The sequence below is a fragment of the Alphaproteobacteria bacterium genome (genome assembly GCA_035625915.1).
Lineage (GTDB): Bacteria > Pseudomonadota > Alphaproteobacteria > JACZXZ01 > JACZXZ01 > DATDHA01.
Window position 1 is genome coordinate 24,085 of the sequence record DASPOR010000022.1, and the last position, 15,245, is coordinate 39,329.

Annotated in this window: 12 protein-coding genes and 1 tRNA gene; 6 read left to right on the forward strand and 7 right to left on the reverse strand. The window is 59.0% G+C overall.

Annotated elements, in window-relative coordinates; genetic code table 11:
- Positions 1–60 precede the first annotated feature (60 nt).
- Positions 61–435, reverse strand: coding sequence for a DUF488 family protein (locus tag VEJ16_02100; GenBank protein HYB08446.1), 375 nt, complete (start codon positions 433–435; stop codon positions 61–63).
- A 560-nt stretch (positions 436–995) separates the two neighbouring features.
- Here VEJ16_02100 and VEJ16_02105 point away from each other — a divergent pair.
- The 5 genes from VEJ16_02105 (at position 996) to VEJ16_02125 (ending at position 8,618) form a co-directional block, all read left to right on the forward strand.
- On the forward strand, positions 996–2,228 hold the full coding sequence (locus tag VEJ16_02105) for an aromatic ring-hydroxylating dioxygenase subunit alpha (protein ID HYB08447.1): 1,233 nt from the start codon (positions 996–998) through the stop codon (positions 2,226–2,228).
- Between the two features lie 320 nt (positions 2,229–2,548).
- Positions 2,549–4,195 (forward strand): ABC transporter substrate-binding protein, encoded by a 1,647-nt coding sequence (locus VEJ16_02110; protein HYB08448.1) that lies wholly within the window; start codon positions 2,549–2,551, stop codon positions 4,193–4,195.
- A gap of 103 nt (positions 4,196–4,298) precedes the next feature.
- Positions 4,299–5,336, forward strand: coding sequence for an ABC transporter permease (locus tag VEJ16_02115; protein HYB08449.1), 1,038 nt, complete (start codon positions 4,299–4,301; stop codon positions 5,334–5,336).
- A 9-nt stretch (positions 5,337–5,345) separates the two neighbouring features.
- Positions 5,346–6,503, forward strand: a complete 1,158-nt coding sequence (locus tag VEJ16_02120) for an ABC transporter permease (GenBank protein HYB08450.1) — start codon at positions 5,346–5,348, stop codon at positions 6,501–6,503.
- A gap of 15 nt (positions 6,504–6,518) precedes the next feature.
- Positions 6,519–8,618: an ABC transporter ATP-binding protein gene (locus tag VEJ16_02125; protein ID HYB08451.1), complete on the forward strand. Its 2,100-nt coding sequence runs from the start codon at positions 6,519–6,521 to the stop codon at positions 8,616–8,618.
- 26 nt (positions 8,619–8,644) lie between these two features.
- Here the strand turns inward: VEJ16_02125 and VEJ16_02130 are convergent, their stop codons facing one another.
- Positions 8,645–8,974, reverse strand: coding sequence for a hypothetical protein (locus VEJ16_02130; GenBank protein ID HYB08452.1), 330 nt, complete (start codon positions 8,972–8,974; stop codon positions 8,645–8,647).
- Between the two features lie 797 nt (positions 8,975–9,771).
- On the opposite strand from VEJ16_02130, the gene VEJ16_02135 reads away from it, so the two are divergent.
- The gene (locus VEJ16_02135) at positions 9,772–11,313 is read left to right on the forward strand and encodes a DcaP family trimeric outer membrane transporter (GenBank protein HYB08453.1); all 1,542 of its coding nucleotides are present in this window, start codon (positions 9,772–9,774) and stop codon (positions 11,311–11,313) included.
- Positions 11,314–11,473: 160 nt separating this feature from the next.
- On the opposite strand, the gene VEJ16_02140 is transcribed toward VEJ16_02135, so the two are convergent.
- From VEJ16_02140 to VEJ16_02160, 5 genes are all read right to left on the reverse strand, one after another.
- Positions 11,474–12,067 (reverse strand): DUF3576 domain-containing protein, encoded by a 594-nt coding sequence (locus VEJ16_02140; GenBank protein ID HYB08454.1) that lies wholly within the window; start codon positions 12,065–12,067, stop codon positions 11,474–11,476.
- Positions 12,068–12,313: 246 nt separating this feature from the next.
- The gene (locus tag VEJ16_02145; GenBank protein ID HYB08455.1) at positions 12,314–12,631 is read right to left on the reverse strand and encodes a hypothetical protein; all 318 of its coding nucleotides are present in this window, start codon (positions 12,629–12,631) and stop codon (positions 12,314–12,316) included.
- A gap of 194 nt (positions 12,632–12,825) precedes the next feature.
- Positions 12,826–14,409, reverse strand: a complete 1,584-nt coding sequence (locus VEJ16_02150) for a tetratricopeptide repeat-containing glycosyltransferase family protein (GenBank protein ID HYB08456.1) — start codon at positions 14,407–14,409, stop codon at positions 12,826–12,828.
- A 242-nt stretch (positions 14,410–14,651) separates the two neighbouring features.
- Entirely contained in the window at positions 14,652–15,044 is a 393-nt protein-coding gene (locus VEJ16_02155; protein HYB08457.1) for a DUF1801 domain-containing protein, read from the reverse strand.
- 116 nt (positions 15,045–15,160) lie between these two features.
- A tRNA-Ile gene (locus tag VEJ16_02160) sits at positions 15,161–15,236 on the reverse strand.
- Positions 15,237–15,245: the final 9 nt, after the last annotated feature.

Below are 15,245 nucleotides of genomic sequence, written 5' to 3' on the forward strand. Positions count from 1 at the left end.
TCGAACAATCGGCGCACGCATACGAACTCGCCAACGATCAATGTCGGGGCGGCGGATTTGTCATTTGAGCTTTTCGAGCCAAATCTTGAGCGCGATGGCATTGTTGTGCGTCTCATCGCGCGCCGCGTAGAGAAGTGTTACGGGTTCCCGTTCAGCCCGCTCTCGCACGCTTGCGACCGCACTTCGCGCGGGCTCCTGCCTGAGTTCACTTCCGTAATCGGCAACGAATGCGTCCCATTTCATCGGGTCGGCGTGTACGCGACGGCGAAGGCCGTCGCTCGGTGCTATGTCCTTGAGCCACAGATCGATGTGTGCTTTCTCCTTCGAGATTCCCCGTGGCCAGAGTCGATCCACCAGGACGCGGAAGCCGTCATCTTCCGCGGCCGGTTCGTAAACGCGCTTGATGCGGAATGCGTGACGCGTTTTTCGTGGCATCGTTCTCGAACCCGTCTACACCCCGGTCATTTTGCCATGACCGCACAACCTGCCGATTCTATTTGTCGGCGATATCTTGCGCCAACAGGCTACCATCGTGCCGCCGATTTGGTGAGACGGTCCCTCAAGGAATGGCGCATCTCAAAGGGCCTGCAGGACACGCGCACGCCAGGATTCGGAGTCGTTCTCGGCGTTCCGCGGTAAAGTCGAAGACACAAATCTCTCGCACAACTTCAGATTGTCCTCCGCACTTTCTCGGCTCGGGGTTCCGGCCGTCGTTGCGTCTCGGGCAAAAGTGCGCGATCCTGGCGACGAACGCTCATAACCGCCCTTGGCCTGCGGTGTGGGCTTCACAAGAGCCTTACGGACGCAGAGACGTGCGCCGGGTGCTAGCTTGCGACAAATTTTAGTCGAGACGCAAAGCCCCCCGCACCCATCCCCACTCATCCGAACGGAGGAGAGGCTTGCGTCAGGCTGGCGGGGCGATGCCACGCTGAGCCATGGCCCGGCGAGGCGGAACGACGGATTTGTTTGATCGCACCAACCCATAGGAAACCTTTATGATCACACCCAATGGAATGCTGAAACTCCTCCAATCGCGTGAACGGGCCTTTTCCCTTCCGTCGGCGTTCTACAATGACCCCGTTGCGTTCGAGCTCGATCTCGACGCGATCTTGCAGCGGCACTGGCTCTTTGCCGGCCCGAGCTGTCAAATCCAGGCGCCGGGCGAATATTTCACGGTGGCCGTCGGTAAGAGTTCGGTCATCGTCCTGCGCGACCGGGCGGGGACGCTGCGTGCCTTCTACAATACCTGCCGTCATCGCGGCTCGCGGATTTGCACCGCCGATCGAGGCCGCCTTAAAACCATCGTTTGTCCCTACCACAAATGGACCTACGATTTGACGGGCAGGCTTCGCTTCAATGGACGAATGCACAAAGGCTTCGATCCTGCCGACTATAGCCTGGTCCCTGTCCATCTGGAGACAGTGGGGGGATTGATATACATCTGTCTCGCGGCCGAGGCGCCAGACTTCATGGAGTACAAGTCCACACTCGAACCTTATCTCGCCCCCCACGATCTCGCCCACGCGAAGCTCGCCCACATCGACAACATAATTGTGCGCGGAAATTGGAAACTCGTCATGGAGAACTCTCGCGAGTGCTTTCACTGCGCCAGCGGACATCCCGAATTGGCCCGCAGCTTCATCACCGAGTACGATTCGAGCTATCCCAGAAGCATCGCGGGAATCGACGAATTCTGGCGTCGTTGCGAATCGCTGGGCCTGCCCTCGGCGGATACCGAGGGCGAACACGAGGATTTCCGCATCAACCGCCTCCCGCTCGATAAGGGTGCTCAGTCGATTACCATGGACGGCAAGCCTGCCGTCTCTCGCCTGCTCGGCAACGTCACTGAGGGCGACATCGGCTCGCTGCGCTGGGCATACTTCCCCACGACGTTCAACCATGTGCTCGCGGATTATTCGTTCCACTATCGCATGCTGCCGATAGCGCCGGAGCAAACGCTCGTCTCGGCGTATTGGCTCGTCGATGGCGAAGCGGTCGAGGGACGGGACTACGACCTCAAAAACTTGATCAAGGTATGGGACGAAACCAACAAACAGGACGGAACTCTTGTCGAGCGCAATCAACTCGGCGTTAATTCCACGGGATATCGTGTAGGTCCCTATTCGCAGGAAACCGAGATTGGCGTGATCGCTTTCGTCGAATGGTACTGCCGCAAGATGGTCGCATTTCTCGGCGGGGGACAGCGAAGGATCGCGCGCGCCGTGTGAGGCGCTCTCGCAGCGCAGGACCCGGCCACGGGCTTACGGGCCAATCGCGCATCCCAACGAGTGTCATGCCTTCCAATTTCGGTGGAATTAGGACATTCTAATTAAAAGTTTGGCAGTCCGGGTGTAACTGCCGTAAGCGCAACCAATTCCGATGGTCGAGGTCAGGGAAAGGTGGCGGCGGTCCGGTTCGCTCGAATGGCATCGTGAGTGCGCTCGAAGATCGGCATACCGGACTGTTCTCGGTCCCGAATTTGAACCTTGCGCCATGACCGAAGGCCTGCGCATGGCGAAGACGGAAGGCCAAAAATTGGGAGGCGGCAATGACCATGTTCAAAAGTAACAGCGATCGCGTTCCGGCGGTGATCAAATCGCTCGCGGAAAGTGCGAAGGCGGGCAAAATGGACCGTCGCGAGTTTCTCGCGCTGGCCAGCGTCATGGGCGCCTCGACCGCCTTGGCGTACAGCATGCTCGGCCTTGTGGTGCCGAAAGTGGCCAAGGCAGCCGATCCCAAGAAGGGCGGCGTGCTGAAGATGCAGATGATCATCAAAGAAATGAAGGATCCGCGGACTTGGGACTGGTCGGAAATGGCGAATGTTATTCGCCAATGCAACGACTACCTTGTGCGCTACACCAAGGAGTACACGTTCGAGGGCCATCTCGTTGAAAGCTGGGAGATCAGCGAGGACGCGATCGAAACCACCCTGCATGTCCGCAAGGGCGTCAAATGGTCGAATGGCGACGACTTCAACGCCGATGACGTGGTCTTTAACATCACCCGCTGGTGCGACAAATCGGCCGAAGGAAATTCGATGGCCGGCCGCATGGGCTCCCTCATCGACTCCAAGACCGGCAAGGTGGCGGATGGCGCCGTCACCAAAGTCGACGACCATACCATCAAGCTGAAGACCAGCCAGCCGGACATCACGCTTATTCCGGGCATGTCCGACTACCCGGCCATTATCATCCACCGCGACTTCGTGAAGCTGGGCAGCGACATGCTCAAGACACCGGGCACAGGCCCCTATGAGGTGGCGTCTTACGAAGTCGGCAAATCTGCGGTCGTTAAACGACGCAAGGACTTCAAGTGGTGGGGTGGCGACCCCTATCTCGATGGCATCGAGTTCACGGACTACGGCGTCGAGGCGAACGCCATCATCAGCGCGCTCGAGTCGGGCGAGATCGATGCGAACTATCAAACCGTCGGCGAGACCGTAACGGTGCTCGACAAGATGGGCCTGGTCAAGGAACAGGTAGTCACCGCCGCAACAATCGTCCTGCGCGCGAACATCAAGAACAAGCCATTCGACGACAAGCGTGTGCGCAATGCCCTGCAGCTTGCAGTCGACAACGCCACGGTGCTCAAGCTCGGCTACAACGATGCCGGGACGGTTGGTGAGAACCACCACGTTTGTCCGATCCATCCGGAATATTACGAACTTCCGAAGATCGCTCGGGACACAGCCAAGGCCAAGGCGCTGATGACCGAAGCGGGAGCGATGGACCACGAATTCGAACTCATCTCCTACGATGCCGAATACGTGAAAAACCCTGGAGATTCGATCGCCGCGCAGTGTCGTGAGGCTGGTTTCAAGGTGAAACGCACGGTGATCCCGGGCTCCAGCTTCTGGAACGACTGGACGAAATATCCCTGGTCGACGACCGAGTGGAATATGCGCCCACTTGGCGTGCAGGTGCTGGCGCTTGCCTATCGCACGGGCGAAGCCTGGAACGAGACGGGCTATTCGAACCCCGATTTCGACAAGAAGCTCAACGCCGCCCTCGCCGTATCCGACAACGCCAAGCGCAAGGCGCTGATGAAGGACATCGAGGCGACGCTTCAAGATTCGGGCGTGTTGATTCAGCCGTTCTGGCGGTCGCTTTACCGACACCATGCGGCATACGTGAAAGGGCTGTTCATGCACCAGACCTTCGAATTGCAGATCGACAAGGTCTGGCTCGACAAATAGCTTCCGGGGCGACGGGAGGGGTGTTTAGCCCCTCCCGACGTTCCCCGCGGCGTAGAACAAGGCGAGCTGACTGGCCGGTCGACATCGCTTCAGGGGGGCGGGCATGTTTTCACTCATCTTGCGACGCCTCGGCGTTATGCTTCTGACGATGTTGTGCCTCAGCTTCATCGTGTTCTTCTTCGTGAATCTCGAGCCCAATCTGCGCAAGCTCGCAATTTTCGAAACGGAGATGCGGGCAAGCGATCAAGATCTCGAGAATTGGCTGCAGCATAACGGGTACCGCGACAATTTCTTCGTCCGCTTCGGCCGCTGGGTTGGGGTTTGGCCGAAACAACCCGCGATCGACCCATCGACGGGCGAAGTGGTACCGCGGTTCAGATTCTGCGCAGAACCGTCGGCCGCTCATTTCTCCGGGGTGCTCGAGGGTGACTTCGGCTGCTCGACCGCCTTCCGCACGACGGTGGCATTGCGCCTGCCCGAAGCCCTAAAAGCGACGGGTATCCTGATGTTCTGGGTCTTGGTCGTGATGGTGCCGGTTTCGCTACTTATCGGCGTGCTTGCCGGCATGCGCGAGCGGTCCAAACTCGATCGAATCCTGTCCGTAATCTCGATCGCCTCCACAGCGACGCCCGAATATGTCTCCGGCGTCATTTTCACCGCCATTTTTGCAACCTGGCTCGGGCTGCTCAACGGCTCCGCGGCGACGGCGACGACGAAAGGCGTGAGTTTCAACAACTTCACCCTGCCGGTGATGACCTTGGCCATCTACGGAATCGGCTACATTGCACGCATGACTCGCGCTTCCATGGCGGAGGTCATGACCGCTCAATACATCCGTACGGCTCGACTCAAGGGCCTTGGTTTCCATGCGGTCGTCGTCAAACACGCGTTGCGTAACGCGCTGATCGCACCGTTCACCGTGATCATGCTCCAATTTCCGTGGCTGTTGACGGGTGTCGTCGTCGTCGAATCCATTTTCAACTACAAAGGCTTTGGCTGGCTTCTCGTGCAGGCTGCCTCCAATAACGACATCGATATGCTGCTTGCCTGCGGACTCATTTCGGTCGTGCTCGTCCTACTCACCCAACTCATTTCAGATATAGGCTATGCCTTTCTGAACCCCCGCATCCGCGTCGCATAGGGGCAGGGTATGCAGACAGTCGGAATTTTGGGCGTCGTCATCGGACTTATCTCGCGCTTCTGGCCGGTCTGGATCGCATTGGCCTTGGTGCTTGTCGGCGCTTGGAAATTCAAGCGGCGGCTCGGTCTTTTCGGACATCTCTTCGACAGCACGATCGGTGCTGCCGGCGTCATGATCTGCTGCTTTTGGCTGTTCACGGCGATTTTCGCCCACCTCATTGCGCCATTGGACCCCCGCGTGCAGGAATCGATCATGAAGAATGCCGTCCCCGGGGCCATCAACCCGGAGACGCATACCGTCTTTCTGCTCGGCGGCGATCAACTGGCGCGCGATGTGTTCAGCCGTGCTGTTTACGGTGCGCAAATAGTATTGACCATTTCGCCGGCCGCGACGCTTATCGCACTTCTGGTGGGAATTGCACTCGGGCTGCCCGCCGGTTATTTCGGCGGGCGGGTTGACCACGTTTTATCGTTCCTCGCAAACCTCGTTCTCGCCTTTCCAGTCATCCTTCTCTTTTACATGCTGGTGACGCCCGGCATCATGGACACGCCCATTCCCTATGCCATGGCGGGCGTGCTGTTCCTGATTCCCATCGTTTTCTTCTGCGTCTTGTTTTACACGCGCTACAAGACGCGGCCGGAGAGACTCTACATCTATCTCGCAGCGACGCTGGTCCTCGGCCTGTGGCTCTACGCGGGCCTCGTCTTCAACGCCGATCCACTCCGCGTGATTTCGATCGAACCGAACGAACTCAACATATTCGTCGCCGTCGTATTCGCGTCGAGCCCTGGTGTGTTTCGGATCGTGCGCGGCCTGACCATGGACATCAAGACCCGTGACTACGTCGCGGCCGCCCAGACCCGCGGTGAGACGCCCTGGTACATCATGCTATGGGAAATTCTGCCCAACGCGCGCGGGCCGCTCATCGTCGACACTTGCCTGCGCATTGGCTACACGACGATCCTTCTGGGGACGCTGGGTTTCTTCGGGCTTGGCATGGGCCCCGAAAGTCCGGACTGGGGTACAGCGATCAAGGACGGCAGCCAAGTTGCGCAACTGCGGCTTTTTGTGTGGCAGGGTCTTACGCCGGCGCTATCGCTCATGTCGCTCGTGCTCGGCCTGAACCTGCTGGCCGATGGCTTGCGCGAACAATCGCTTAAGGACTAACACCGGAGGTGACCCGTGGACGAGGCCGTCAGACAGACCGCCGAACCCATCCTGGAAATCGAAAACCTTTCGATCTCCTTCTTTACCCGTGCTGGAGAAATCCCCGCGGTCATGGATTTCTCGTGCACGGTCATGCCCGGCGAGGCTATGGGGATCGTAGGGGAGTCTGGCTGCGGAAAGTCGACCGTCTCGCTCGGGATCATGCGTGATCTGTCCAATACGGGAAAGATCGTCAACGGACGCATCAAGTTCCAGGGCCGCGACATGGGTGAGCTGTCGGAGGCCGAGTTGCGGGGGCTGCGCGGTTCGAAGATCGCGATGATCTACCAGGAGCCGATGGCGAGCCTGAACCCGGCGATGAAGGTTGGAAAGCAGCTGATGGAGGTGCCACTCGTTCATGAAAAGGTGTCGAAGGCGGAAGCATATCGACGCTCCCTCGAGATGCTCAAGGCCGTGCGCCTGCCGGATCCCGAACGGATGATGCGTTCCTACCCGCACCAACTCTCGGGCGGCCAGCAGCAGCGCATCGTCATCGCCATGGCGCTCTTGTCGAAGCCGGCATTACTCCTCCTCGACGAGCCGACAACCGCATTGGACGTAACGGTCGAAGCCGGCATTGTCGAACTCGTGAAAGACCTCGACAAGCGGCTTGGCACGTCCATGATCTTCGTGTCCCACAATCTGGGACTGATTCTGGAAACGTGCGACCGCATTACGGTCATGTATTCGGGGGAGGCCGTCGAAACCGGTTCGGTCAAGGACGTGTTCGATCGCATGCGGCACCCCTATACGCAGGGCTTATTTCGTTCGATCCCACTCCCCGGCGCCGACAAGAATGCAAGACCGCTCGTTGCGATCCCTGGCCAGTTGCCGTTGCCGCACGAACGCCCGAAGGGCTGCAACTTCGGCCCCCGCTGCAGTTATTTCGTGAAGGGTGTTTGCGACGCCGGGGAAATACCGATGATAGCCGTCGGCGGACACGACAACCACTATAGCCGCTGCGTCCGCTTCAACGAGATCGACTGGTCGGCGGCGGCAGAGGGGGTCGGAAAGCAAAGCGAGCCGATCAAGCCCGGCGCGCCCGTGCTCAAGATCGATGATCTCAAGAAGTACTACCGCGTTCCTGCCAACGAAGTTTTTGGCGGGGGCGAAGGCAAGGTGGTGAAGGCCAACGAGACCATCAGCTTCGAAGCGCGGGAGTCCGAGACAGTGGCGATCGTCGGCGAGTCTGGCTGCGGGAAGTCGACTTTGGCCAAGGTGCTTCTCGGCCTCGAGACGGCAAGCTCGGGGAGCGTCACGCTGAGAAACAAGGAGATCCAGTCGACCGGCATCGAGGTGCGGGACGTACATACCGTGTCATCTATCCAGATGGTTTTTCAGAATCCGTTCGACACCCTGAACCCGAGCCACACGGTAGGCTCCCAAATCATTCGCACGCTCGAGAAATTTCAGGTCGGCCAAAACGCGGCCGAGCGGCGGCAAAAAATGCTGGAACTGCTCGATCTGGTGAAGCTTCCACGCGCGTTCGAAACGCGCAAGCCGCGCCAGCTCTCGGGTGGGCAGAAGCAGCGCATCGGCGTGGCGCGCGCCTTCGCGGGAAATGCGAAAGTCGTCGTCGCGGACGAGCCTGTTTCGGCCCTCGACGTATCCGTGCAGGCCGCGGTGACCGAACTTTTGATGGATATCCAGCGCAAGAACAAAACCACGATGCTTTTTATCAGTCACGACTTGTCAGTCGTGCGCTACATCGCGGATCGCGTCATCGTCATGTACCTCGGCTACATCGTGGAACAAGGCTCGACCGATCAGATCTTTGCGCCACCCTACCACCCCTATACGGAGGCGCTGCTCTCTGCGATCCCGATCGCGGACACGCGCGTGGTGAAAAAGCACATCGTGCTTGAGGGCGACATTCCCTCGGCGATGAATCCTCCACGCGGTTGCCCGTTCCAGACGCGCTGCCGGTACAAGCACCTAGTGTCCGATAATCGTTGCGAAAAGGAAGTGCCGCCGGAGCGCGATCTGGGCCAAGGGCACAAATCGCTCTGTTGGCTATCGGACGACGTACTGGCAAAGATGGAGCCGGTCATAAGCTTCGCGCCGACGACGTCGTAACCGTCGTCCAACAAGACTCCTCGTGATTAGTTCGGCGTCGCGTGCTCGTGGCCACTCAGGAGTCTTGGGTGAAGCTTCTCTTCTTCGAAACAGGCCGCATAGGCCTTCTGGAATCCGCCGCGATATTCGGGATCCGTGGTAAACCGCGCCTCGTTCTTAACCGATGAATGTTCGTAGCCTTCCCTGCCAGCATCGTCGAAGCCGCTCAGGCAGCCGTCGACCCAGCCGTCCGAGAACGCGGGGCTGCTTCCGGGCGGTGGCACGCGCGGATTGACGAGCGTGTCGTCGCAGGCGCCAACCAGTCCCGCAACGAAAAGGCCGAGCGCGATGCGAACGAGAGGGACAGCTTTCTTCATCCTAGAAGGTCACGGCGCGACCACACATCCGAATTGGTCATACCCCGGCACACGCCGGCAAAGGCGTGCACCCTCGGTTAGCGCTCAGAAAAAAGTGACGCCTTTGCATACGTAGGAGAATGGGGCCGGCCTGCACACTAAATTCTTTGTTAGTCCAACAATCATCGCGCGGAACTGGCGTGGGAAGGGTAAGTCACGTTTTCGTGATGATTTATCACGCCTCTTCGGCGGCATGGAACGCGCGTCCCTCACACCGAACGCCATTCCGCACCATCATGTGCTGCAAGCTGCGGGGGCCAACGAAAACGCGCGGGGAGAAGCCGGCTCACTTAGGCTCACAGCCTGTGATGCCCGTTCCGCTCAAGTTGTGAAGCTCGCCATAGGAGCAAGGGCAATAGACCAGTACGCATTAGCGGCTGTAAGACAGCCATCTACAATTTATTACGATAAATCAATAAATTAGAAAAATAGAACACTAGAAATATGTAAAACATACCGACGACGCCGCTCAATGCGGCAAGTCAAGGCTGTTGTGCATTTATCAGACTGTGGCATTTGCGCCACTATCACAAAGCAAATGTTAGAAATCACTAAACCTTCATTGACGCTCGCGACCTAGTGATGGAGAAAAGTAGAGGCTGGTTCCAGGGGGAATTGCTCTCGAAGCGTTGGATCGTTCGTTACGCGTCCATCTCGGAGCACCACAGAGCCAGACAGCTAAGTGGCAGCGCGGCAACGAAAAAAAGAAACGCGAGGCGATCAAAGAGCCGCACCTAGTCAATAAGAGAGGAGGTTCCATGTTCAACAAAACCCTGCGCACCGCCCTGCTGGGCTCGGGCGCCGCCGTGGCGTTGATGGCGGGTCCAGCTTTCGCCGGCGAAACGGAGGATCTGAAGGACCAGATCAATCAATTACAGGCGCGTCTCGATCAGCTCGAAAAGCAGCAAACAGCGACAACTGACGCGAATACTGCAGCCGCACCCGGCGCACCGGCGGCAGCACCCGCGGATGCCGTCGTAGGCGGCGATTTCCCGGGGTCCTTCAAGTTGCCGGGCTCCGATACTTCGGTCGCCATCCATGGCTACACGAAGTTGGATATGATCTACAGCATCAATGCCAGGATGGGTGACTCCTTCGTGGAGTCGAGCATCCCAGGCAACCATTCGGCCCTTAATAATGTCGGCCCGCAATTCCGCGCCCATGCGCGTCAATCCCGTCTGACGTTTGAGACGCGCACGCCGACCAACTACGGTCAAATAGGCACCTATATACAGGGGGACTTCTTCGGCAGCGCGGGTAGTGCCGAAGGCAACAACTCCTCCGCCTTCCGCCTCCGCAAGGCCTATGCCACGATGGGCCCCTGGGAGTTCGGTCAAGACCAGTCGCTCTTCAACAACGCTGACGATGGCGCCGAAACGCTCGACTTCGAAGGCCCGGTCGGTTCCATTTACGCTCGCCAAGCGCTGGCCAGCTACACTTACAAAACCGGCAAATGGAAGCTCGCCGCCGGTCTTGAGAATCCGGCTGGCGAAGTCGGCGCGAACATAGAGAACTCATCCGGTACACCTATAGCCTTCCTGCCCGGCTCTGCAGTTAGCGTCGGGTCGGGTTCGCCCCGGACTGGTGCCAATGGCGTCGTCGACCGGATGCCGGATATCACCGCAAGGGCCACCTACACGGATAGCTGGGGTGACCTGAACGCGGCCGGCGTGCTCCGCTACTTCGCGGTCGACAATGGCCAAGGTAGCAGCACCCAGGGAAATCTTCTACCGGGAGCAGCCGCCCTTGGTACCAATAGTGTATCGAAAGATGTTATCGGCGGTGGCGGCACCATCAGCGGCACCATCAATGTCGGCAATTGGATCGGCGGGTACTTCGCCAAGGATCAGATCGGCTTCGGTGGCTATGTCGGCGAGGGCCTCAACCGCTACATCGACACCTCTGGCAGGCAAGGCGATGCGATCCTTACCATCCGCGCAAATGGCGCTGGTGGATCGACCCAATCGCTTGACACGCAGCTCCAGTATGGTGGTTTCTTCTGGATACTGCACAACTGGACCGATACATTGCGGACGAATGCTGTGTTCGGTATCGATGCGCAGAACTGGAAGAACGTCTTTGTCAACTCGCAAGGGGGGGCAGCCGGAACGCAGCTTGACAAAGTCGAGTCGCTCCACGTGAACTTGATTTGGAGCCCCGTCAAGTCGGTGAACATCGGTGTTGAATGGATGTGGGGCTACAACGAAAATCTGAACTTGCTTAACTCGACAGCAGGCATCACAGGCGGCAGCCGTGGCACCGCCAATCAAGTGCAGTTCAGCGCGCAGTACGTCTTCTAAGTGCGGAGCGAGAAGAACCGCACAGCGTGTTAAAACTGTCGATATGATTTTGGGGCGGCGCCGCTATAGCAGCGCCGCCCTATCATTTGGCGACATGGTCGAGGACGGAGATTTCAAGTCGCGACGAATCCGGCGTTCCGCGAACGACTTGCGTCGCGATCTAACCGCCCTCCCCGGTTCCGAGCGCCTGGCCGCGAATTTTCTGGGCTCGCCCGAGGATCGTATCCTCAAGGTCGGTCGCTGTCGTCGTGGAGGTAGGCACGTCCAGCCATTGACCGTCCGTCTGCTGCTGGTGGAATACCGCAACGCGCACGGCGTCTGCGCGCAACTCCCGGCCGAGGATGTAGACGTTGAGCTTGAAGCGCTCCTGCGGGGCTTCGGGTGGCGCATACCAGTCGGTGATGATGACACCGCCGAACGGATCCGCCGATACAAGCGGCATGAACGACACGGTGTCGATAGCACCCTGCCATAGGAAGCGATTGACGCCGATACGCTGGCCGGTCGAGGCGTCGACGTTGTTGGCCATGGCGGGAACCGTCGGAGACGCCTGCCGTCCGAAGTCGTTGGCGGTATGCCCGCCCATTATGTTGACCTGAGGCGGCTCAGCGGGGGTCTCTCCCGGGGGCAGCGGCTTGGGCGCAAAGAGCGAGCACGCACTGGGCAACAGCGCGAGCGCCACAACGGGTACCGCAAGCCGCAACACAGCTTGCAAATTCGGGTAACGTGCTCGATCGGCAAACCGTGAAACCATTCTATTTTCCCTGCTTCAGCCCCGCAATTTTCCAGCCACTATATCCGCATTCCCGACGGATTCCCTAACGATCTCAGCGCCTAAAGCGGCTTCGTGACAAATAGCCCATTCTCGCCGACCGAGGTCCCGGGCGGAAAAACGGCGGCGCCAAGCCCCTTATATTCCTTCGCCCCGGGAATGGACATGGGTTTTGGAGCACGTTGGAATTGGCTCCTCCCTCAGCGCCCGTACTCTAAATTGTGCGACCTATAAGTAGCCATTCATCCTCGGAGTACGTTGTTCCTCGAGATAACAGGCATCGTGTCCTTGATTCCAGCCAGCCCGGTATTCGGGGTCGCTTGCGTAGCGATCAACGTCCTTTGTATAGGAATTTTCGTAGCCGACGCGATTCGCATCGGCGAAACCACTGAGGCAGCCAGGCGTATAGCCGTCGGCGAAAGCAACGCTGCTTCCCGGGGGGGTGACTTCGGGATTGACGAGCTTTTCGCCCGTGCAAGCCGCAAGGGAAAGAAAGATCGCCGCGACGCAGAGGGGGCGAAATTGTCTGCCATTCGACGTTTTCATGTCGGCCTCGCTCCTGGCCAGTCTCGCATGATAGGCATCGCCGCTTTTGCGACGCTCACACGTATTCTCGTCCGGCAAGGCGCACGTCAACCCCCTACAAGAACGACAAGAATATAGGACGGCGCCCCATTTCCACGCCCGCGCATTCACCGGCGAGTGCCTTCGCGTTCCGTGGCTGCGCCGAAGTGAATTGCTCACAAGGTTGCCGATTTCGACGACACGGCAGCAGCGAGAGCTTCTATTACTTCCCGCAGGACACCTCCCCAAGCGCCCAGAGTCTTTTGACGAAAGAGCCGCACGCTCGAATACCACGCCGAGCGCTCACCCGATCGGAGCCAGCGCCAATCCGGGCCGGCATGGACGAGGACCCAAGTGGGCTTGCCCAACGCACCCGCAACATGTGCAACGGATGTGCAGACCGTTATTACGAGATCGAGATTGGATATCACTGCCGCCGTATCGGCAAAATCGCCAAGCCCGATTTCCCGGAGTCCGTCGGTCGACAAACCTTTTTGCAGGCTGACCCAACTGATACCTGGAAGTGCCAGCAACGGGCCGAGTTCCGCCGGCGGGATGGAGCGGAAGCGGTTGTCGACTTGCGCCGGGGCTCCTTGCCAGCAGATACCGACCCTAAGTCCGCTCATGGGGCCGAGCTTGGTCGTCCAGCGTCTCACGCGTGCCGGGTCGGGCCGCAAATAACCGTCTGAGGCGGGTATGTTCGCGGGACGAAGTCCGAGAATGCGCGGCAAGCTCATAAGCGGAGCGTGGCAATCGAAGGGCGGCAATGGCGACCCGCTTGGAATGATCTCGTCGATCCCGTCTACGTGCTGGAACAGCCGACAGAGCGGTGGTTGTAATTCGGCTAAGACCGTGGCGCCGCGCGCCTTGACGAGCGCTGCGAAGCGAATGAACTGGATCGTGTCGCCAAAGCCCTGTTCCCAATGCAACAGGATTCGCCTGCCGCGGAGTGACCCGCCATCCCAAAGCGGGACCGGATAATTGCGTCGGGGAGAAGGAAAAGTGGGATCCTTCCAGCGCCATTCATATTCGGCCCAACCCTTGTCCCACTGGCCGTCGAGGAGCAGCACCAACGCACGTTGAAAGCGCAGTTGGGGATTTTCGGGCTCCAAAATCGTTGCGCGGTCCAAAGCCGCGATTGCCTCATCGATGCGCCCCATCACCTTGAGCGATGCCGCGAGGCCGAGGTAAACGTCGGCATTTTCGAATTTAAGTTCTACGGCGCGGCGAAAGGAATTTATCGCTTCCTCCAGACGCCCGAGTTTCCATAGTGAATTGCCGAGGTTGAGATGAATTTGGGGACGATCTGGCGCAAGAGCAATTGCACGCTCAAGGGAGGAAATTGCACGCGCGTGTTCGCCGCCCGCCGCATGCACGTGAGCCAAATTGAACCACCCCTCCGGCATGTTGGGCCGCAAGGCGATTGCCCGCTCGAAGGAAGCCTCTGCCGCGGCCATTTCACCGAGATCCTCCTGACAAGCGCCGAGATTCACCCACGCCGCATAGCTGTTCGGATCTAGGTCAAGCACGACGCGGAAGGATGCCGCCGCTTGGTCTAAGGCGCCGAGGTCCTCGTATGCGGTAGCGAGCGCAAAATGCGCTTGGGGCAGAGAAGGGGCTGCTGCGACCACGCGGCGATAAATTGCCGCCGCTTCCTCGAACCGACCTTGCGCTTGCAGGTTGCCCGCCTGTGTAAGCGCTCGCCGGATATTCGATGGAGGCAGCCCTTGCTGCGGTCGCTGATTAGTATTTCGCGGCACTGTGGCGACGAGAATGCATTGGTTGCTTGTATTCCCGTGCCGATTCTCGAGATCGCTTTCGGCTTCTGATCTATGACTCGTGTCACATGCGCTTAACCGCCACGGGCGAACATATTCTACCGTCTTGCAACGATTTATGGCAACTGCCTATATGATCGGGCGGTTCCACAGGATGGCCCGGATCGGGAAGTGCGGTTGAGCGATGGGGGACCAAACGGGGCCTACCCGGGCACTCGGTTCGGTTATTTCGACGACGTATTCAGTGCCACGGCGGCGCGAATGAGCGCCTTCAACGCCTTTTCATCAATCTTGTCGCCTTCATGGAAGTCGATAGCACGCCTGGTGTTGCCTTCGAGGCTGGCGTTGAAGAGGCCCGAAGGATCCTCCAACGACGCACCCTTGGCGAAGGTCATCTTCACGATATTCTTGTACGTCTCACCGGTGCAGATTATTCCCGCGTGCGACCACACTGGAACCCCCCTCCACTTCCACTCCTCGACCACTTCGGGATCCGCCTGCTTGATGAGAGTCCGGACACGGGAGAGCGTCTTGCCCCTCCAGTCATCGAGACCCTTGATCCTCGCATCGATCAACAGAGAGGGAGATTCTCCCGTGGTCGTCGCGCCCTTCTTCATATGATTGCGGTTCCTTTCCGTCGTCCACTTCGGCCCGGCTTTCGGAGGGCATCCTGCTTCGCAATCCGTGCAGGACAATGGCTTGCCGGGCCGTAGCTCACGGAGTAAGCGAATGATGGTGGGCCCGGCAGGACTCGAACCTGCGACAACACCGTTATGAGCGGCGCGTTCTGACCACTGAACTACGGGCCCGTACCGGAA